Source organism: Niveispirillum sp. SYP-B3756, from assembly GCF_009495745.1.
Taxonomy (GTDB): domain Bacteria; phylum Pseudomonadota; class Alphaproteobacteria; order Azospirillales; family Azospirillaceae; genus Niveispirillum.
Window position 1 is genome coordinate 242,465 of record NZ_WIDQ01000003.1, and the last position, 18,882, is coordinate 261,346.

Annotated in this window: 16 protein-coding genes; 10 read left to right on the top strand and 6 right to left on the bottom strand. The window is 63.6% G+C overall.

The features are described from left to right. Positions 1 to 178 precede the first annotated feature (178 nt). From pedF to GE253_RS08150, 3 genes are all read left to right on the top strand, one after another. Entirely contained in the window at positions 179 to 607 is a 429-nt protein-coding gene (gene pedF, locus GE253_RS08140; protein WP_153203628.1) for a cytochrome c-550 PedF, read from the top strand. Beyond that, complete coding sequence (locus GE253_RS08145; protein ID WP_153203629.1) at positions 604 to 1,452, top strand: transporter substrate-binding domain-containing protein; 849 nt, start codon at positions 604 to 606, stop codon at positions 1,450 to 1,452. The genes pedF and GE253_RS08145 overlap by 4 nt, the downstream gene beginning before the upstream one ends. A gap of 221 nt (positions 1,453 to 1,673) precedes the next feature. Beyond that, positions 1,674 to 3,419 (top strand): methanol/ethanol family PQQ-dependent dehydrogenase, encoded by a 1,746-nt coding sequence (locus GE253_RS08150; protein WP_153203630.1) that lies wholly within the window; start codon positions 1,674 to 1,676, stop codon positions 3,417 to 3,419. A 55-nt stretch (positions 3,420 to 3,474) separates the two neighbouring features. On the opposite strand, the gene GE253_RS08155 is transcribed toward GE253_RS08150, so the two are convergent. After that, positions 3,475 to 4,050: a pentapeptide repeat-containing protein gene (locus GE253_RS08155; RefSeq protein ID WP_153203631.1), complete on the bottom strand. Its 576-nt coding sequence runs from the start codon at positions 4,048 to 4,050 to the stop codon at positions 3,475 to 3,477. Positions 4,051 to 4,128: 78 nt separating this feature from the next. Then, entirely contained in the window at positions 4,129 to 5,946 is a 1,818-nt protein-coding gene (locus tag GE253_RS08160; protein ID WP_348770816.1) for a methanol/ethanol family PQQ-dependent dehydrogenase, read from the bottom strand. 481 nt (positions 5,947 to 6,427) lie between these two features. Between GE253_RS08160 and GE253_RS08165 the strand changes: the two genes are divergently transcribed. After that, complete coding sequence (locus tag GE253_RS08165) at positions 6,428 to 7,114, top strand: response regulator transcription factor (protein WP_153203633.1); 687 nt, start codon at positions 6,428 to 6,430, stop codon at positions 7,112 to 7,114. Positions 7,115 to 7,178: 64 nt separating this feature from the next. Here GE253_RS08165 and GE253_RS08170 read toward each other — a convergent pair whose 3' ends face one another. Further along, positions 7,179 to 7,619, bottom strand: a complete 441-nt coding sequence (locus tag GE253_RS08170) for a pseudoazurin (RefSeq protein WP_247878552.1) — start codon at positions 7,617 to 7,619, stop codon at positions 7,179 to 7,181. A 213-nt stretch (positions 7,620 to 7,832) separates the two neighbouring features. On the opposite strand from GE253_RS08170, the gene adh reads away from it, so the two are divergent. Together adh and GE253_RS08180 are read left to right on the top strand one after the other, a co-directional pair. After that, on the top strand, positions 7,833 to 9,353 hold the full coding sequence (adh, locus tag GE253_RS08175; RefSeq protein ID WP_153203634.1) for an aldehyde dehydrogenase: 1,521 nt from the start codon (positions 7,833 to 7,835) through the stop codon (positions 9,351 to 9,353). Between the two features lie 101 nt (positions 9,354 to 9,454). Beyond that, a complete protein-coding gene (locus GE253_RS08180; protein WP_153203635.1) occupies positions 9,455 to 9,841 on the top strand; it encodes a DUF779 domain-containing protein in 387 nt (128 codons plus the stop codon). A 95-nt stretch (positions 9,842 to 9,936) separates the two neighbouring features. Here GE253_RS08180 and GE253_RS08185 read toward each other — a convergent pair whose 3' ends face one another. Further along, entirely contained in the window at positions 9,937 to 10,314 is a 378-nt protein-coding gene (locus GE253_RS08185; protein ID WP_153203636.1) for a nuclear transport factor 2 family protein, read from the bottom strand. Between the two features lie 218 nt (positions 10,315 to 10,532). On the opposite strand from GE253_RS08185, the gene GE253_RS08190 reads away from it, so the two are divergent. Beyond that, entirely contained in the window at positions 10,533 to 10,940 is a 408-nt protein-coding gene (locus tag GE253_RS08190; RefSeq protein ID WP_153203637.1) for a helix-turn-helix domain-containing protein, read from the top strand. On the opposite strand, the gene GE253_RS08195 is transcribed toward GE253_RS08190, so the two are convergent. Together GE253_RS08195 and nosP are read right to left on the bottom strand one after the other, a co-directional pair. Next, complete coding sequence (locus GE253_RS08195; protein ID WP_153203638.1) at positions 10,894 to 13,143, bottom strand: NahK/ErcS family hybrid sensor histidine kinase/response regulator; 2,250 nt, start codon at positions 13,141 to 13,143, stop codon at positions 10,894 to 10,896. The two genes, GE253_RS08190 and GE253_RS08195, sit on opposite strands and share 47 nt — an antisense overlap. Continuing rightward, a complete protein-coding gene (nosP, locus tag GE253_RS08200; protein ID WP_153203639.1) occupies positions 13,140 to 14,288 on the bottom strand; it encodes a nitric oxide-sensing protein NosP in 1,149 nt (382 codons plus the stop codon). The genes GE253_RS08195 and nosP overlap by 4 nt, the downstream gene beginning before the upstream one ends. A 197-nt stretch (positions 14,289 to 14,485) precedes the next feature. Between nosP and GE253_RS08205 the strand changes: the two genes are divergently transcribed. From GE253_RS08205 to GE253_RS08215, 3 genes are all read left to right on the top strand, one after another. Further along, entirely contained in the window at positions 14,486 to 15,670 is a 1,185-nt protein-coding gene (locus GE253_RS08205) for an ABC transporter substrate-binding protein (RefSeq protein ID WP_211101390.1), read from the top strand. Positions 15,671 to 15,853: 183 nt separating this feature from the next. Then, positions 15,854 to 17,953, top strand: coding sequence for a 4Fe-4S binding protein (locus GE253_RS08210; RefSeq protein WP_153203641.1), 2,100 nt, complete (start codon positions 15,854 to 15,856; stop codon positions 17,951 to 17,953). Next, positions 17,943 to 18,881: an FAD:protein FMN transferase gene (locus GE253_RS08215; protein ID WP_173012558.1), complete on the top strand. Its 939-nt coding sequence runs from the start codon at positions 17,943 to 17,945 to the stop codon at positions 18,879 to 18,881. Before GE253_RS08210 ends, GE253_RS08215 begins: the two co-directional genes overlap by 11 nt. The last annotated feature ends 1 nt before the right edge of the window (position 18,882 follow it).

Sequence of the window (18,882 nt, forward strand, 5' to 3'; positions counted from 1 at the left end):
TATCGGGCCGCCATGCGTGGGGCCATTAGACCATGGCAGCATGTCGCCGAAAGCCAATGCAAAGCGTTTTGGCACCAAAGTCCAATTAGGTGCGGAGGGGGAAAAGGTTACGCTTCCAACCATTGCAAGGCTGCGTCGCCAGCCCGTCACCGACCATTCTTCCCTGAGGAAATCACCCATGCCGTCGCCCGCCCGCCTTGCCGCCGGCCTGATCGCCGCTGCCCTGCTGTCCGCCAGTTTCTCCCTGCCCGTGTTGGCGCATGGGGATGTCACCCCGCAACCGGTGAACACCGACGGGTTGGAGAAGCTGGGCCACGACTGGCGGCCCAGCAACCCCTATCGCGGGAACAAGCGGGCCATTGAGATCGGGGCATCGGCCTACAATCAGAATTGCGCGCGCTGCCATGGGCTGGGCGCCATTTCCGGCGGCATCGCCCCCGACCTGCGTTTTCTGGAGGCAGGCGATACCGGCGATGAATGGTTCTCCGAACGGTTCCGCAAAGGCGCATCGCGCGATGGCAAGGTCTATATGCCCGCCTTTGGGGAGGTGCTGGGACAGGAGGCCGGCTGGGCCATTCGTGCTTGGCTGGAAACGGTCCCGCAATGAACAGGCGCCATCTGCTGGCCCTCATCGTGACCCTGCCGCTTGCGGCAGGGTCTTCGCGTTTCAGCCCGGCCGCCCCGCTGGATAAGGTGATGGCCAAGGGCGTGCTGCGCATCGCTGTCTATCGGGACAATCCCCCCTGGTCCTGGCGGGCAGAGGGCAAGCTGATCGGCATTGACGTGGATATCGGCCGGGCCCTGGCGGAAAAGCTGGGCGTGAAGCCGGAATTCATGGAACTGACCGCTGACGAGAATATGGATGATGATCTGCGCAACGCGGTCTGGAAAGGCTCCATTCTCGGGGAACCGGTGGCGGATGTGATGATGCATGTCCCCCATGATCGGGAATTCGGCCTGCGCAACGACATGGCGGTGCTGACCGCCCCCTATCACCGGGAGAGTTTCGCGCTGGCCTGCGATCCCGCGCGCACCGATTGCCGTGGTACTTTGGTGGATATGGCGGGCAGCGCCATTGCCGTGGAGACCGACAGCGTACCGGATTTCTATCTGACCGGGGCGTTCGGCGGTCGGCTGCGGGGGGATGTGGTTCACCACCTGACACCCGCCGCTGCCTTGGTCGATCTGACGGAAGGCACAGCGGGTGCGGCGATGGCGACGCTGGCGCAGGTGGAACGGGGATTGGCCGGCAAGGCCAAAGGCTTGGTCATCCGGCGGGGGCCGTTCCCGGGCTTGTTGAAACAGGGCTGGGATATCGGCCTGGCGGTGAAGACCGACAGCCGCGATCTTGGCTATCGGCTGGAAGATGTCATGGCCGGCCTGCTGGCCGATGGCCGCATCGCCGGCATCTTTGCCGACCATGGCATCAGCCACATGCCACCGGGGGCCTGATCCCCCGCTGGCGCTGATACCAAGGTTCAATTTTGCCCGTTGCCGGGTGGGGTTACCTTGGCACCGTCACTGAAACCATTCCGCCTCCAAGCCTTTGAAATGCCGGACCCGTGCGGGCGCCTTGCCGTTCGCAGCGGCCGGTGGCTTGCGGGTGGAAGATGCTGATGGCCAGGCCAGACATTCCGTTGCAGCCCTGGCCCCGAACAGGGAGACAAGACGCCATGAAGCGCATTCTGCTGGCCACCTGCGCCATGTTGGGGCTGGCCGCCGCCACGCCTGCCTTTGCCGCCGGTCCCACCGACGCCGATCTGATGAACGATGCCGCCAGCACCGGCGACGTGCTGACCTATGGCATGGGGCCGCAGGCGCAGCGTTACAGCCCGCTGAAGACGCTGAACACGGAAAATGTCGCCAAGCTGGTGCCCGCCTTCTCCTTCTCCTTTGGGGGGGAAAAGCAGCGCGGGCAGGAATCCCAGCCCATCGTCCATGATGGCACCATCTATGTGACCGGTTCCTACAGCCGCATCTGGGCGGTGGATTCCCGCACGGGTGAGGAGAAGTGGCAATATGATGCCCGCCTGCCGGACGGCATCATGCCCTGCTGCGATGTCATCAATCGCGGTGCCGCCATCTATGGCGACAAGGTTTATTTCGGCACGCTGGATGCCAAGCTGATCGCGCTGAACAAGGAGACCGGCAAGGTCATCTGGTCGAAGAAGATGGCCGATTATGAGGCTGGATACAGCTTCACCGCCGCACCCATGATCGTGGATGGCAAGATCATCACCGGCAATTCCGGTGGTGAGTTCGGCATTGTCGGCAAGGTGGAGGCGCGGGACGCCAATACCGGCGAGCTGATCTGGTCGCGCCCCACCATCGAAGGCCATATCGGCCAGTTGAATGGCAAGGACAGCACCATGACCGGCAAGCTGAACGCTTCCTGGCAGGGTGACATGTGGAAGCAGGGGGGCGGGGCCACCTGGCTGGGCGGTACCTATGACCCGGAAACCAAGCTGATCTATATGGGCACCGGCAATCCGGCACCGTGGAACAGCCATCTGCGGCCGGGCGACAACCTCTATACCTCTTCCACCCTGGCCATCGACCCCGCGACAGGGGAGATCAAATGGCATTTCCAGACCACGCCGCATGATGGCTGGGATTTCGACGGGGTGAATGAATTCATCCCCTTCGACCTGAAGAAGGATGGCAAGGTCGTCAAGGCCGGGGCCAAAGCTGATCGCAACGGCTTCTTCTTCGTGCTGGACCGCACCAACGGCAAATTCCTCAGCGCCACGCCGTTTGTGTCGAAGATCACCTGGGCCAAGGGCTTCGACAAGAAGGGTCGCCCGATCTATGACCCGGCCAACCGTCCGGGCAACCCGATGGAGGCGGCACAGGGCGACACCAAAGGCAAATCCGTCTTCTCCGCCCCATCCTTCCTGGGCGGTAAGAACTGGATGCCCATGGCCTATAGCCAGGATACCGGCCTGTTCTATGTGCCCGCCAATGAATGGGGCATGGATATCTGGAACGAGGCGATCAACTACAAGAAGGGGGCGGCCTATCTGGGGGCAGGCTTCACCATCAAGCCGCTCTATGAGGACCATATCGGTGTGCTGCGCGCCATCGATCCCGCCACTGGTGAGATCAAGTGGGAATATAAGAACAAGGCCCCGCTCTGGGGTGGCGTGCTGACCACTGCCGGCAATCTTGTCTTCACCGGCACGCCGGAAGGCTACCTGAAGGCGTTTGATGCCAGGACCGGCCAGGAGGTCTGGAAGTTCAATACCGGCTCCGGCATCGTCGGCAGCCCCATCACCTGGGAACAGGATGGCGAACAGTTTGTCGCCGTCGTCTCCGGTTGGGGCGGTGCCGTCCCCCTGTGGGGTGGCGAGGTGGCGAAGTCCATCCAGCATATCAATCAGGGTGGCTCTCTCTGGGTGTTCAAACTGCCCAAGGCGTAATGCACCTGGGTTGAAGCGTTCGGGCCGCCCCATTGTCGGGGCGGCCCTTTTCACGTCACCAGTTCACCGGGCAGGCGGTGCAATCCTGCATGTAGGTGTTCTGGAAGATGGCATAGGGAAAATGGGCCCCGGTCAGGTCGGCGCCGATCAGGTTGGCCTCGTAGAATTTCGCCTCCTGCAGGCCGGCATTCACCAGTTTGGCCTGATGGAACTGCGCGCCGGAAAACCAGGCGGCTTCCAGATTGGCGGCGGTCAGATCGGCGCGGCTGAAATCCGCCTTGGCGGCACGGGCAAATTCCAGGTTTGCCCCGCGCAGGCTGGCGCCGCGCAGCTTGGCCCCCTGCAGGAAGGCTTTGCGCAGATCGGCCGCCTCCAGATCCGCGTTATCGAGGATGGCGCCGCGCAGATCGGTATCCCGCAGATCCGCGCGGGCCAGCTTTGCCCCTGTCAGGTCGGCCCCTGACAGGTTCAGCCCGCGCAGATTCTGGTGGCGTAGATCGACACCCGGACATTTTGCCCCTTTCACCAGCAGGCAATCGCCCACCTTGCGGGGGCTGTCGGCCGCCTCCTCCTGCGCCACGGCAGGGAAGGCGAGAAGGCTGGCCAGCAGAAAGCAGAAGAGCAGGCGCATCGGAAAAGGCTCCATGGGAAGGCGGATGGCCGGATCAGCGCCCCCTCCCGCCAGACGGACGGGAGGGGGCGTGGCTTTTTACGGTGCTGCCGCCGTGGTGCTGCGGTCCTGGTGCAGGCGGAAGACCCAGAAGGAACCGCCCTGCGGCACATTGCTGGTCAACGGCCCCATATCACCGCCCCAGAGCGGCACCGCCCCGCCATAGCCCGAGGCGATGCCGATATATTGCACCCCGTCCATCTCCCAGGTGATGGGGGAGGAGACGATGCCGGACCCAGTCTGGAACGACCAGAGTTCCTTGCCATTCTTGGCATCAAACGCCTTGAGATAACCGTCGCTGGTGCCGGTGAAGACAAGGTTGCCCGATGTCGTCATCGTCCCGGCCCAGAGCGGCAGCCTTTCCTTATGTTCCCAGACGATCTTACCGGTCACCGGGTCCATGGCGCGCAGGATGCCGACATGGTCCTCGAACATTTTCTTGATGCGGAAGCCCATACCCAGATAGGCGCTGCCCTTCTGGTAGGAAATATTCTCCGTCCAGTAATCCTCCTTCCAATGGTTGGCGGGGATATAGAACAGACCCGTCTCCTCGCTATAGGACATGGGGTTCCAGTTCTTGCCGCCCAGGAACGGGGGGGAGACTTCCACCGCCTTGCCCTTCAACTCGCCCTTTTCCGGCAAGGGCGGACGTTGGCCTTCCGCCTCGATCGGCCGACCGGTCTTCAGATCGAAGCCCTTGGCCCAGGTGATATTGTCCACAAACGGATAGGCTGCGATCAGCGCCTTGGGTCGGTTGATTTCCCCACCAGCCGCCGCCAGCTTGGTGCGGTCGGTAATGAAGAAGAAGCCGTTGCGGTCGGCATGGGCGGCGGCCTTGATGGTCTTGCCGTCCTTCTTCAGGTCGAACAGGATGATCTCGTTATTGCCGGAAAAATCCCAGGTGTCGTTGGGCGTGTGCTGGTAGAAGCCCTTCAGTTCACCGGTGGTTGGGTCGACATAGGCCTGACCGGAGGTGAACAGGCTGTCACCCGGCCAGCGGGCCCAGCCGTTCCACGGCCCCGGATTGCCGGCACCGACCACGATGGAATTGGTTTCCGGGTCGAAGGTGGCGCTCTGCCAGGGTGCGCCGCCGCCATGGTTCCAGGCTTCCACCAGCTTGCCATCCTTGTCGCGCGGCCAGCTTGGCGCCTTGGGATTGCCGGTGATGGTGCTGTCCTTGCCGTTCAGCCGGCCCATATGGCCTTCCACGAACGGCCGCATCCAGATTTCTTCGCCCGTGTCAGGATCACGGGCGAACAGGCGGCCGACCACGCCGAACTCATCCCCCGACGAGCCATGGATCAGCAACACCTTGCCGGTCTTCTGGTCCTTCACGATGGTGGGGGCGCCGGTCATCGTATAGCCGGCTTCATGCTCGCCGAATTTCTTCTTCCAGACCAGCTTGCCCGTATGCCGGTCCAGCGCCACCACGCTGGCATCCAGCGTGCCGAAGAAGACCTTGTCGCCATAGATGGCGGCCCCGCGGTTGATGACGTCGCAGCAGGGGCGGATATCGTCGGGCAGCCGATGGGTATAGGACCAGAGCCGCTTGCCGGTGCGCGCATCCAGCGCAAACATCCGGCTGTAGGAGGCGGTGATATAGATGATGCCATCATGCACGATGGCCTGGGTTTCCTGCCCGCGCTGCTTCTCATCCCCGAAAGAGAAGGACCAGGCAGGCACCAGATTGCCGACATTCTTGTCATTCACCTGGGCCAGCGTGCTGTGCCGCTTGGCATCCAGGCCCATGCCATACATCAGCACATCGCCGGTGGTCTTGGCATCATTGGCGATGTCTTCCCAGGTAACAGGGCGCGGCGCATCGGCCATGGCGCCGCTGGAAGTGATCGACGCCATGACAACCAGGCTGACCCCGGACAGCAGGGCACGCCAAGTGCGGGCCGATGGATTTCTCAGCATCATTCTCTCCCTATTCGTCAATTATCAGGATTATCGGGGTATAGGCCCGTAAGTAAGCGGCGCCATTACCCGCTGCTTATGAGAAAACACTGGCACCGGCAGCGAATAAGGAAAATGATGCTTTGTGATGACAGGTGCGTTTGACTTGAGGTGGCGTGGGATTTTCCTGAATTTTTCCCGTGAGAAACATCCTTATTGATCGGGATTTTTATCCCGGTCATGTCGAGAAAAATATCCCGTTTCGGGGCTTAAACCATGGCATCGCGTGGTTCCGTCTGGGCACGCTGGGGCTTATACTAAAGAAGGGTGTTCCCGGTCGGGCCGGTGATTGTCCGACCTTCTTCCTACGTGTAGCTTTGAAACCGCCCACAAAAAAATCAAGCGTCGGCAGGCCCGACAGGGCGACGGGAGGATAGGCATGGGCAAGGTGCTGATCGCGGATGACCATCCGCTGGTACGCGACGGGCTGCGCACGGTGCTGGCCGTAGCGCTGGATCGCTGCGAACTGTTCGAGGCGTCCGATCTGGATGAGGTGATCCGGATCATCGATCGGGAAGGGGATTTCGATCTGATCCTGCTGGACCTGAACATGCCCGGCAATAACGGATTTGCCGGGCTGTCCACGCTGCGGGCACGCTATCCATCGCTGCCGGTGGTGATGGTCTCGGCCACCAGCGACCGGCAATTGGTGCATGAAGCGCTGCGCCATGGGGCGGCGGGGTTTGTGCCCAAATCGCTGCCGCGCGGGCAGATCGCCCAGGCGCTGCGCCAGGTGCTGGAAGGGGATATCTATATCCCATCCGACCTGACGGATGCACCGCCCCCCACGCAATCGGGGGAGGATCAGGAAATCCTGCGCCGCATCGACACCCTGACCCCGCAGCAGCGCAAGGTGCTGGAACTGGTGGTGGCCGGCCGGCTGAACAAGGAAATCGCCTATGAGCTGGATGTGACGGAGACGACGGTGAAGGCCCATGTCTCCGCCATCTTGCAGAAGATGCGGGTTTTCAGCCGCACGCAGGCGGTGATCCTGGCCAACAAGGTGAATTTCGCCCCGTCCCCCGGCACGGCCCAGGCCTCGGCCAGGGCGGCGGCAACGCCATAATGTGATGCTCCGGTGGGCCATGGGCGCGCCGGGGCATCAAGGCCGGGCGTTGCAGAGGGCGGGTTTATCCCCGCAGCTTGGCCAGCAATTTATTCAACATTTCCTTGGCCTTGCCCGGATGGCTCACCTGGGCGGCGGCATCGGCATTGATCGGTTCGCCCACCACCACCACACCCACCATGCCCATGGCGTAATGCGGCTTGCATTTGAAACCATAGAGGCCGGGCTGATCAAAGGTGACGCTGATCTCTTCATTCATCTTGCCGACAAAGGGTTCCACGCCCTCGGGCAACATGCCCTTGATCGCTTCGGCATTGTGGCTTTTGTCGGTGGGGATGAAGCGCACCGTATCACCGGGCGCGATGGTCAGCATCGCCGGTTCGAACACCATAGTGCCCGTGCTTCCCTGGTTGCGCATCGTCACCTCATGCGTGGCGGCATCGGCCGTGCCGGCGATCAGGAACTGGGCCGCCATGGCAGCCAGAAGAAACGGGCGCATCGTCATTGGGAAACCCCTTTGTTTTGCCGGTGAATTTCCCCATCAGAATCCCGCGTCCTGGCCGTTTCGCAATTGCACCATGGTGGTGCAAGGGCGCATCCGGGACGTGTTTCTTCTCACAAAGTCTAATTTACGGGTGGGTCGGTGGGGCGCAGTCTTCGGTCTGATCCTGGACCCCACGGCATCGGGGTCCCAAACCTCTTCCAGGGAGACGCCCCCATGCTGCACCAGGCCATCGAAAAGCTGAAATCCAGCGTCACCATCCGTTCCAGCTATGATAATTTCATCGGTGGTGAATGGGTTGCCCCCGTCCGGGGCCAGTATTTCGATAATATCTCCCCCATCACCGGCGGGGTGGTCTGCAAGGTGGCCCGCTCCACCGCAGAGGATATCGAACTGGCGCTGGACGCCGCCCATAAGGTCCGCGAAAAATGGGGCCGTACCTCCGTTGCTGATCGCGCCGGCGTGCTGAACCGCATCGCCGACCGGATGGAATCGCAGTTGGAATTGCTGGCGCTCGCGGAAACCATCGATAATGGCAAGCCGATCCGGGAAACGACGGCCGCCGATATCCCGCTGGCCATTGACCATTTCCGCTATTTCGCCGCCTGCGTGCGCTCCCAGGAAGGCAGCCTGGCGGAAATCGACCATGATACGGTTGCCTATCATTTCCATGAGCCGCTGGGCGTGGTCGGCCAGATCATCCCCTGGAACTTCCCCATCCTGATGGCCGCCTGGAAGCTGGCCCCGGCGCTGGCCGCCGGCAATTGCGTGGTGCTGAAGCCGGCCGAGCAGACGCCGATGGGCATCATGGTGCTGATGGATGTCATCGGTGACCTGCTGCCGCCCGGCGTGCTGAATGTCGTCAACGGTTTCGGCATTGAGGCCGGCAAGCCGCTGGCCACCAACAAGCGCATCTCCAAGATCGCCTTCACCGGGGAGACCTCCACCGGCCGGCTGATCATGCAATATGCCTCGGAAAACCTGATCCCGGTGACACTGGAACTGGGCGGCAAGTCGCCCAACATCTTCTTTGCCGACGTGATGGCGGAAGATGATGATTTCCTGGACAAGGCGCTGGAAGGCTTCGCCATGTTCGGCCTGAATCAGGGCGAAGTCTGCACCTGCCCGTCGCGCGCCCTGGTGGATGAGCGGATTTATGACCGCTTCATGGAAAAGGCCATCGCCCGCGTGCAGAAGATCAAGCAGGGCAGCCCGCTCGATCCCTCTACCATGATCGGGGCCCAGGCCTCCAACGACCAGTTGGAGAAGATCCTCTCCTACATCAATATCGGCCGCGACGAAGGGGCCAAGGTATTGACCGGCGGTGGCCGCGCCGATCTGGGCGGGGATCTGACCAATGGTTACTACGTCACCCCGACGGTGCTGGAAGGCCATAACAAGATGCGCGTCTTCCAGGAGGAGATTTTTGGCCCCGTGCTGGCCGTCACCAAGTTCCGGGGCGAGGAAGAGGCGCTGGCAATTGCCAATGATACGCTCTATGGCCTGGGTGCCGGGGTGTGGAGCCGCGATGGCAACCGTGCCTATCGCTTTGGCCGCAATATCCAGGCCGGCCGTGTCTGGACCAACTGCTACCATCTCTATCCGGCCCACGCGGCCTTTGGTGGCTACAAGCAGTCGGGCATCGGGCGTGAGACGCACAAGATGATGCTGGACCATTATCAGCAAACCAAGAACCTGCTGGTCAGCTATAGCCCGAAGGCGCTGGGCTTCTTCTAAGCCGGTCCTGTTGTGTGATGGGTGTGAAGGCGGATGGCGTCCCGAGGCGCCATCCGCCCTTCCTTTTTGGCCTTCCCTCTGCCACGTGATGGAGCGAACCCATGGTGCCGCGCGTTCTTTCCACCGCCGCCGCCGATGCCCTGATCGACCGGCTGCGCGCCATGCATGGGCCGGTGATGTTCCACCAGTCCGGCGGTTGCTGCGATGGTTCGGCGCCGATGTGCTATCAGGCGGGGGAATTCAAGGTCGGCAGCCGGGATATCTATCTGGGCGACATTCACGGCGCCCGCTTCTTCATCGGTGCCGCCCAGTTCGAATATTGGGAACATACCCAACTGATCATTGATGCCGTGCCGGGACGCGGGGCGGGTTTCTCCCTGGAAGGTCCGGAGGGCTTGCGCTTCCTCACCCGCTCCCGCGTTTTCACCGATGCGGAGTCAGCAACGCTGCTGTCGGCAGGGCCGCCGCTGCGGGGGGATCAGGTTTAAACTCTTACCCTCGCGTTTCAGCAGTCCGCCGTGGCAGACCGTGATTTACGGTCACGGGTAATCTTGATGTTTACATAGGGCATGTTCGCTCCTCCTTACGGCTGGCGTTCGATAATCTGGAAGACCTTGGCGATGATGCGCCACTGCCCCCCAATGCGGATAAGCGTAAGAAAATCCACGAAATCCCGTTGCCCGATGGAACAGCGCAGGCGGGCGACTGCCGTGTTTTCCCCCGCCAGATCAATGGCGTCAATATGGTCGCGGCGCGCCTCCCCCCGCGATGCCGGGGACTGGCGGGCCGCCACCACCGGGACATATTCCGCCATTGTGCGATAAAGCATGGGTGTTTCGTCGGCCGTGGCGTAGATCGCCTTTGGATGAAAGACACGCTGCAGAATCTCGGTATCGCAGAAGTAAAGCGCATCGAAATAATCCTGCAAGACGGCGGTAATGTCGGTGAAGGCCTGTGTCATGCCGCTTTCTCCGCGATCAGACCCTCTTGCTGCATCGCCTGTTGCACGCAGGGACGCTGCGAGAGACGGTCGAGATAGGCGCCGGGCTTGACGTAAAGTTTCATGACGAGGTTCCTTGCTGCTGATAACGGAAGGTTAGGCAGCCCGGTTTCCCTTGCCAACCAAGTTTCTGACAGTTACTGGATTCTCAGGTTTCCCCGCAGTAACCGAGTTCCGGCATGAGCCTCAAGCTTCGCAAAAACCGCAGCGCGCCTCCGCCCGAGCCCTGTGCGCTGACCGAGTGTATGACCATCATTGCCGGAGCCTGGGCCCCGAATGTGATCTGGCATCTGCGCGCCGGGCCGCGCCGGTTCAATGAACTGCGACTGGACATTCCACCGGTCTCAGCCAAGGTTCTGTCGCAGCGTCTGCGGGAGCTTGAGGGCAGGGGGGTCTTGACCCGCACCCTGCAACCGACCTCGCCCCCGTCGGTCGAATATGCGCTGACGCCGTTGGGGCTGGAGTTGATACCGGCGTTGGATGCAATCGTTGAGGTTGGGCACAAGCTGAAAGCCGCGCTGCAAGCGGATGCGGACAACGCTACCCGATCAACTGCGTCACCAGTGCCCGCAACTGGGCCGGCTTGACCGGTTTGGTCAACAGGGCATAGCCGTCATTTTGCACCCGTTCATGCACGTCGGTGGTGCGGTTGGCGGTGATGACGATAGCCGGGATGTCACGGCCACGGGCCTGGATCACCTGCGCGATGGCATCCACGCCCAGTTCGCCATCCTCCAGATGATAGTCGGCGATGATCACATCAGGCCAGCCGCCCAGCGCCGACAGAACGCCCATGGCGCTGGTGGCGCAGGTGGCCACCTGCACCTGACAGCCCCAGCCCCGCAACAGCGCGCCCATCCCTTCCAGGATCGCCTGTTCATTATCGATCACCAGAATGCGCGCACCGGTCAGCGGGCTGGCCGGCGGGGACATGCGGACGGTGCTGACCTGCGGCGGGCGCTGCTTGCTGCCCAGCGGCACCGTCACCGTGAAGGCCGACCCGCGCCCCAGATGGGAGCGCAGGCCAATGGGCGTGTCCAACATGCGCCCGGCCCGCTGCACAATGGCAAGCCCCAAGCCCATGCCCCGGTCGCGCCCAGCCGGCCGGTCACCTTCCAGGCGGCGGAATTCCTCAAACACGGCTTCCAGCTTGTCGGGCGGGATGCCGGGACCGGTATCCAGCACCTCGATCCGCACCGCATCGGTCAGCCGGCGGCAGCCGACCAGCACCCGCCCGGTACGGGTGTAGCGCAGCGCGTTGGAGACGAAATTCTGCAAGATGCGGCGCAACAGCCGCATATCGGTATGCACAATCGCCCGGCTGGGCAGCACCCGCAGGTCCAGCCCGCGCTCCTTGGCCACCGGCGCATATTCCGCCTGCATGGAGGAAAGCAGCATGGCCAGCGGGAAATCATCCTGTTGCGGCTGCACCACCCCGGCATCCAGCTTGGAAATATCCAGCAGCGCTTCCAGCAGATCTTCCACCGACAGCAGGGCGGCGTCGGTCTTTTCCACCAATACCCGCGCGCCGGCTTCCTGTTCCGTCTCGGTCAGGGCGGAAACGAACAGGCGGGCGGCGTTCAGCGGCTGCAGCAGGTCATGGCTGGCGGCGGCCAGGAATTTGGTTTTGGAGAGGTTGGCCTGCTCGGCTGCCGTCTTGGCCTCCCGCAGCTTGGCCTCGATCTGCTGGCGTTCGGCAATTTCCTGCTGCAGGGCGGCGGTGCGCTCCGCCACCCGCCGTTCCAGCCCCTCATTGGCTTCCCGCAAGGCCTCAGCCACGCTGCGCCGTTCGGTGACATCCTGGATCAGGGAAAAGAAGCCCAGCACCGCCCCGTCAGGGGCGAAATGCGGCACATAGGTTGCCTGTGAATAGCGTTTGCCGGACCTTGTATCGAAATCCAGGTCGAACTGGGTCTCAAAGCCTGCCATCACCGTGGCGATGTGCGGGCTGCGCAGCAGATAGGCCGGCTCCCCCAGCAATTCCCGCATGGTGGAGCCGACAATCTCATGCCGGGGCCGGCGGAACACTTCGCCATAGCGGCGATTGACGAAACGATAGGTTTCATCCGCATCGACATAGGCGATCAAGGCCGGCATGGCATCGGTGATCAGACGGATGCGTTCCTGCCCGTCGCGGGCATCCCGCTCCTTCACATCGGTGATGTCGGTATAGATGCCGACAATGCCGCCATCGCGGGTCCGCCGTTCATTGATCTGAATCCAGCGGCCATCGGCCAGGGCGTGGACATGGGTACCGTCAGCCCCGGTATGTTGGGCCACCCGGTCGCGCACCCAGCGGTCCGGGCCGCTGCTGTCCGACAGCACAGAGCCACGGGCCGCCGCCAGCCGGGCGATCTCCCCAAAGCTGATGCCGGGGCGGATCATCTCCGCGATGGCGGGCCAGAGGCTGAGATAGGTGCGGTTGCACATCACCAGCCGGTCATCATCATCGAACAGGGCAAAGCCCTCATTGACGCTTTCAATGGCTTCGGCCAGCCTTGTCTGGGCCGTCTCCGCCAGTTCCTTGGCACTGGCCAATTCACTGTTGGAGGCTTCCAGCTTGCGCAAGGTCTCCTCCAGTTGCTGGGTGCGTTCGCGCACCCGGCTTTCCAGCACGATGGCTGTCTGGAACAGGGAGAAGGCATTGCCGTGATAATCCATGGACCGTTCCACCCGGTCCATCAGCGCCTTGTTGATGCGCCGCAGCTTCCAGTTTTCCCGCTCCAGGATGGCGATGCGCTCCTGTTCCGGGCTGGGCAGGTCGTTGGCGGGGTCAAGCAGGGCTGTCATCGGCGACCTATCGCCAGACCGGTGAAGGTCTGGTTCACATGCATGGCGTTGAACTGTTCGCCATAGGTGCAGAAGCCGACGACATTCTGGCTGGCCAGCACCTTGGAGGCGGCATGTTTCAACTGTTTCTGTTCCAGTTCCAGCGAACGGAACACACAGTCGAACGCCAGGATCAGCTCCGGCTTGCCGATTTCCGCCGTCAGGCCTTCGAACAGTTCTTCCAGGTTGCGCACAATATCCACGCCGGTCGCCACCGTCAGCACGATGCCTTCATCGATGGCGCAGAAGAAGGTGAGGCTTTCATCCTCATTCACCTTCTGGATGGAGCGGACATAATATTCCCCGCCCACCCGCACCACCACGGGGTAGGAGGCGAAGATCATCGGGGTCAGCGGCTCCCCCTCCAGCCCGACCATGCGGGCATATTCGCGCGCCGCCGGCTCGGCATTGATTTCGGTGACGATGCGGCGGGTGGGGTCGGCCTGGGTGACCACCATCTTTTCGTCGGAATGCACGAAATGCTGGTTGCGGAACACCTTGAAGGGCCGGATCGTGGTCAGGATCAGCAATACCCCGGCATCGACATGGAATTCCCCGTCATGCAGCACATGGGTCTGTTCAAACCGCATGTCATCGCCGGCCGACCCGCCGATCAGCGGCAGGCCGCCCAGCGCATCATGCAGGGCGCTGATGATCAGTTCCTCTTTCACACACAGCCCGTCAACCAGGAACAGGGCGACATTGCGGGCATCGGGGCCCATGCCGATGGCCGCATCCTCTGCTTCCGCCAACAATTCCCGCACGCGGGGGCGGGCATCGCCGATTTCAAACCGGCTGACATGATCGAAGCGGCCAATGGTGGCGGCGAAATCGCCCTTGGGGAAGGCGACGGCGCTGATCGACCCATCCATGTAGCCGAACGGCGTCAATTCCCCGGCTGTGGTGCAACCGATGACGGGAACGCCCGGCAGACGGGCGCGCACCTGTGCGGCCACGGCCGGCAGATCATAATGGGACGAGCAGAACAGCACCACCAGCACCGGGTCGGCCGCCAGCAGCGATGGGGAAAGCTCATCAATGGCCGCCGCCGGGTCCGCCTGATGGCTGCAGGCCCGGACCAGCGACAGGCTTGGCTGTGGCGACATGCGCCCCTCAATTTCGGCTCGGCATCGCCCCGGCCGGGGGACCGGGGCATGGTTACCCGAATGGTAAGGCCAGCAGGGCGGGCTGCCAAGATGCCGGCTTTCACCAATCACTTAGACGATAGTGCAATGTCACGCGACAGACGTTCGGTCTATCCGGTGTGATGCCTGTCCGCATCCATGACGCGGGAGATGGAGCGATGCTGCGCCCCTTGATGCTTGCCCTGGCCCTGTTGTCGGCGATGCCGGTGCTGGCCGCCGACCCACCGCCCGCTGCTGCCCCCGCCGCCGACATGCTTCCCATCGGCTTCATCGGGGTGGCGGAGCCACCGGCAACGCCGCTTTCCTTCCTGGACCCGGTGATCCGCGATGGCGCCCTGCAGGGCGCGCGGCTGGGCGTGCAGGATGGCAATATCAGTGGCCGCTTCCTGAAACGCGCCTATCGCCTGGTGGAGGGGCAGGAGGCCGATTTGCCCGGCCTGCTGGGCCAGGGGGTGCGTTTCATCATTGCCGATCTGCCGGCCGATGCGCTGCTGCGGGTGGCGGACAGGGCAGGGGCAGCCGGTGCCCTGGTGCTGAATGTGCGGGCCCGCGATGATGATCTGCGCAATGGCCAGTGCCGGCCCAACCTGCTGCACACCATCCCCAGCCGCCGCATGTTGGCCGATGCGCTGGGCCAATATCTGGTGCTGCGGCGCTGGACGAACTGGTTCCTGGTCACCGGCAGCGGGCCGGGCGACAAGCCCTATGCCGACGCCATCCGCCGCGCCGCCAAACGGCTGGGCGCGCGGATCGTGGCGGAGAAGGATTGGACATTCGATGTCGGCCATGCCCGCACCGATGATGGGTTCAGCAATGAACGCGATGTCGTGGCCACCTTCACCCGGGGGGCTGACCATGATGTGCTGATCGTGGCGGATGAGGAAGGGACGTTCGGCGATTATCTCAGCTACCGCACCGCCCGCCCCCGTCCGGTGGCGGGGACGGCAGAACTGGTGCCGACGGCCTGGTCACGGGTGTTCGAACAATGGGGCGGCACCCAGTTGCAGAACCGGTTCCAGGCCCTGGCCGGCCGGGTGATGACGGAACGCGATTATGCCGCCTGGACGGCGGTGCGCGCGGTGACGGAGGCGGCGTCCAAGGTGAAGCCGGGGGATGACGCCGCCATCGTGGCAGCGCTGAATGATCCCGGCTTTACCCTAGCCGCCTTCAAGGGTCAGGCGCTCAGCTTCCGGTCCTGGGACGGGCAATTGCGCCAGCCTGTGCTGATCACGTCTCCCCGGCTGCTGGTGGCCGTTTCCCCACAGGAAGGCTTCCTGCACCAGCGCACCCCGCTGGATAGCCTGGGCGATGATGAGGGGGATAGCGGCTGTAAGAGACGATAGCGCGGGTTGCGGTTCACCAGAAACCGCGCCGGCGGCGACCGCCGCCGCGCGGCACGTGCCGCGTAAAGCCAAGCTGCGGATGCAGCGCCGGCGTCTGAGCCGAACTTGCGACCGCTGGTGAAACCAAAGTCCAATACCCGCCGGCCCTTATGCATCCTAGCCTTTTCAGCAACCGGAGGGGGTATGATGCTGTTGCGGCTGGTGCTGTTCCTGATGCTTGTGCTGTTCGCCGCCCCGGCCCCCGCCGCCGCGCTGACGGAGGAGGAGCTGGCCCGTCTGCTGCCCGATGGTTATAGCCTGGGGGAAAAGGAAAAGACCATGCCGGCCTGGCCGCTGATCAAGGCCGGCATGGTGGCGGGATATATTTTTGAAACGGGATCGCTGACGTCCATCCCCGGCTTTTCCGGCACGCCGATGAACCTGCTGGTGGCGATGGATGATGCCGGCCGCTTCCTGGATGTGCAGATCCTCTCCCAGCATGAACCGGTCTTTGTCGACGGGTTGGGGCCGCAGCCCTTCGCGGATTTCCTGACGCAATATCGCGGCCTGACCATCCGGCAGAATATCAAGATCGGCAGCCAATATGGTGCCTCCGACCGAGCAAGCAGCAGTTCGGTCACCCTGGATGGGGTGGCCAAGGCGACCGCCAGCCTGCGCATTGCCAACCTGACCATTCTGGGGGCCGCCACCAAGGTGGCGCAGGCCAAGATGGCGGCCCTGGCGCCCAAGCCGAAATCCATCCCGCGTCCGGAGATGGACCAGATCATGGGCTGGGATACCCTGGTCGCCAGCAATTATGTCCGCCGTCTTACCTTGACCAATGCCATGGTGGAACAGGCATTCCAGGGCACCCCCTTTGCTGGCCTGGATGCGGCGGGGCTGGCCGATCCGCAGGGGATTTTCATCGACCTCTGGGTCGCCTATCTGAACGTGCCCACCATCGGCCGCTCCCTGCTGGGGGAGGCGCAATATGCCCAGGTGATGGACCGGCTGCAGCCGGGGGAAGAGGTGCTGCTGGTGCTGTCCAGCGGGCGTTATTCCTATACCGGGCCGGATTTCGTGCCGGCCACCGTGCCGGACCGGCTGGCGGTCAGCCAGGCCGGCTTCCCGGTCAATATCCGCGACATGGTGCATGATTATGTGCTGCCTGCCGGCCTGCCGGCGGTGGATGAGGTGCGGTTGTTCCGCATCGACGGGTCCGCCGCCTTCGATCCGGCCAGCCCCTGGACCCTGTCACTGCGCACGGTGCGGGAAAAGGGCCTGATCCTGCCCGACCGGCAGATGCGCGATTTCACACTGAATTATGCGCTGCCGGCCAGCCTGTTCACCGCCCCGGTGATGGTGGAAACCCCGCCGGAATGGCTGCTGGCCTGGGGCAGCCGTCTGCCGGAACTGGCCATTCTGGGGCTGTTGCTGCTGGGGCTGACGGCGGGATTGATCGCGCAGACAGGCATTTCCCGGCGCGAACGGCTGTTCTATTGGACGCGCATGGGCTTTCTGGCGGCGACGCTGGGCTTTATCGGCATCCAGGCCCAGGGCCAGCTCTCCATCGTCACCGTGCAAGGCGTGGTGAAGGGGGCGGTAAACGGCATGGATTTCAGCTTCCTGCTCTATGATCCGGTGTCACTGCTGCTCTGGGCCTATGTCGCGGTCACCGCCATCATCTGGGGGCGGGGCACGTTCTGCGGCTGGCTCTGCCCCTTCGGCGCGCTGCAGGAATTTGCCGATGCGCTGGGCCGGCTGCTGCGGCTGCGGCGTATCCGGGTGCCGGGCTGGCTGGATCAGCGGCTGGTGCTGGTGAAATATGCCATGCTGGCGCTGCTGCTGGCCACGGCCCTGGTTCTGCCAGGGGAGGCGGAGAAAGCGGCGGAGGTGGAACCGTTCAAAACCGCCATCACGCTGGGGTTCGTCCGCGATCTCCCCTTCGTGCTCTATGCCGGGTTCTGGCTGCTGCTGGGGCTGGTGATGTTCAAGCCCTTCTGCCGCTATCTCTGCCCGCTGGGGGCCTTTCTGGCACTGGCGGGCCGGTTGCGCCTGCTGGACTGGATACCCAGGCGGCCGGCCTGCGGCAGCCCCTGCCAACTTTGTACCAGCCGCTGCCGGTACAAGGCCATCCGGCGGGATGGCTCCATCCGCTATGATGAATGTTTCCAGTGCCTGGATTGCGTCGGCATTTATGCCGACAAGGGACGCTGCGTGCCGCTGGTGGTGGCGGCCCGTCATGGGGAAGGGGCCGCAGCCCGCATCCAGCCCAGAAAGGGGAGCGGTCACCATGCCGCCTGAAACCATGCCGCTGCCCAGCCGCCGGCGGGTGCTGCGCCTGTCCGCCCTGGCCCTGGCGGGGGGTGCGCTCGCCCTCTGGTCCCGCCGGCCGCCGCCGGTCACCTGGCAGGGCCAGGCCATGGGCGGCCCCGCCAGCCTGACCCTGCATGGGGTGGAAGAAGGGACGGCCCGGGCGCTGGTCGGCCGGGTAGTCCGGCTGATCAGCACCCTGGAGGGGCTGTTCAGCCTGCATCGGCCGGACAGTCTGCTGTCACGCCTGAACCGGGAAGGGGAATTGGGTGATCCGCCCGCCGCCTTCACCGATCTGCTGCGCCAGGCCCTGGCCCTGTCGGCTGCCACCGCTGGCGCCTTTGATCCCACGGTCCAGCCGCTCTGGCAATTCTACCGGGATGGGGCGGCTGATTTTGGGGTGGTACGGCAGGCGGTCGGCTGGCAGCGGGTGGAGGTTCGGCGCGACCGGGTACGGCTGCCACCGGGCATGGCGCTGACCCTGAACGGGATTGCCCAGGGCTATATCACTGACCGGGTAACCGATCTGCTGCTGGCCCACGGTATCGGGCATATGCTGGTGGATATGGGGGAACCGCGCGGCATCGGCCGGCGTGATGACGGGCAGGAATGGCAGTTGGGGGTGGCCGATCCGGCCGTTGCCGCGCGGATCGCCACCCGCTTTCCCGTTTCCGGCCGGGCCGTCGCCACCTCCGCCCCGCGCGGCAGCCTGATCGATGCGGCCGGCCGTTATGGCCATATCCTGGACCCGGCAACCGGGCTGCCGGCCGATCGCTGGCGGCAGGTCAGCGTCGCCGCATCCACGGCCACCCTGGCCGATGCCCTGTCCACCGCCATTGCCGCCAGCGATCCGATCCGCGCCCAATCCCTGCTGGCCGCCGGGGGCGGGCAGGCGATTGTGGCAGGGTGGCGGGTGTAAT

Bases quoted from the DNA above. Each gene is read 5' to 3' on its own strand.
- pedF (WP_153203628.1), top strand. From the start codon at position 179: ATGCCGTCGCCCGCCCGCCTTGCCGCCGGCCTGATCGCCGCTGCCCTG.
- GE253_RS08145 (WP_153203629.1), top strand. From the start codon at position 604: ATGAACAGGCGCCATCTGCTGGCCCTCATCGTGACCCTGCCGCTTGCG.
- GE253_RS08150 (WP_153203630.1), top strand. From the start codon at position 1,674: ATGAAGCGCATTCTGCTGGCCACCTGCGCCATGTTGGGGCTGGCCGCC.
- GE253_RS08155 (WP_153203631.1), bottom strand. From the start codon at position 4,050: ATGCGCCTGCTCTTCTGCTTTCTGCTGGCCAGCCTTCTCGCCTTCCCT.
- GE253_RS08160 (WP_348770816.1), bottom strand. From the start codon at position 5,946: ATGGCGTCGATCACTTCCAGCGGCGCCATGGCCGATGCGCCGCGCCCT.
- GE253_RS08165 (WP_153203633.1), top strand. From the start codon at position 6,428: ATGGGCAAGGTGCTGATCGCGGATGACCATCCGCTGGTACGCGACGGG.
- GE253_RS08170 (WP_247878552.1), bottom strand. From the start codon at position 7,619: ATGACGATGCGCCCGTTTCTTCTGGCTGCCATGGCGGCCCAGTTCCTG.
- adh (WP_153203634.1), top strand. From the start codon at position 7,833: ATGCTGCACCAGGCCATCGAAAAGCTGAAATCCAGCGTCACCATCCGT.
- GE253_RS08180 (WP_153203635.1), top strand. From the start codon at position 9,455: ATGGTGCCGCGCGTTCTTTCCACCGCCGCCGCCGATGCCCTGATCGAC.
- GE253_RS08185 (WP_153203636.1), bottom strand. From the start codon at position 10,314: ATGACACAGGCCTTCACCGACATTACCGCCGTCTTGCAGGATTATTTC.
- GE253_RS08190 (WP_153203637.1), top strand. From the start codon at position 10,533: ATGAGCCTCAAGCTTCGCAAAAACCGCAGCGCGCCTCCGCCCGAGCCC.
- GE253_RS08195 (WP_153203638.1), bottom strand. From the start codon at position 13,143: ATGACAGCCCTGCTTGACCCCGCCAACGACCTGCCCAGCCCGGAACAG.
- nosP (WP_153203639.1), bottom strand. From the start codon at position 14,288: ATGTCGCCACAGCCAAGCCTGTCGCTGGTCCGGGCCTGCAGCCATCAG.
- GE253_RS08205 (WP_211101390.1), top strand. From the start codon at position 14,486: ATGCTGCGCCCCTTGATGCTTGCCCTGGCCCTGTTGTCGGCGATGCCG.
- GE253_RS08210 (WP_153203641.1), top strand. From the start codon at position 15,854: ATGATGCTGTTGCGGCTGGTGCTGTTCCTGATGCTTGTGCTGTTCGCC.
- GE253_RS08215 (WP_173012558.1), top strand. From the start codon at position 17,943: ATGCCGCCTGAAACCATGCCGCTGCCCAGCCGCCGGCGGGTGCTGCGC.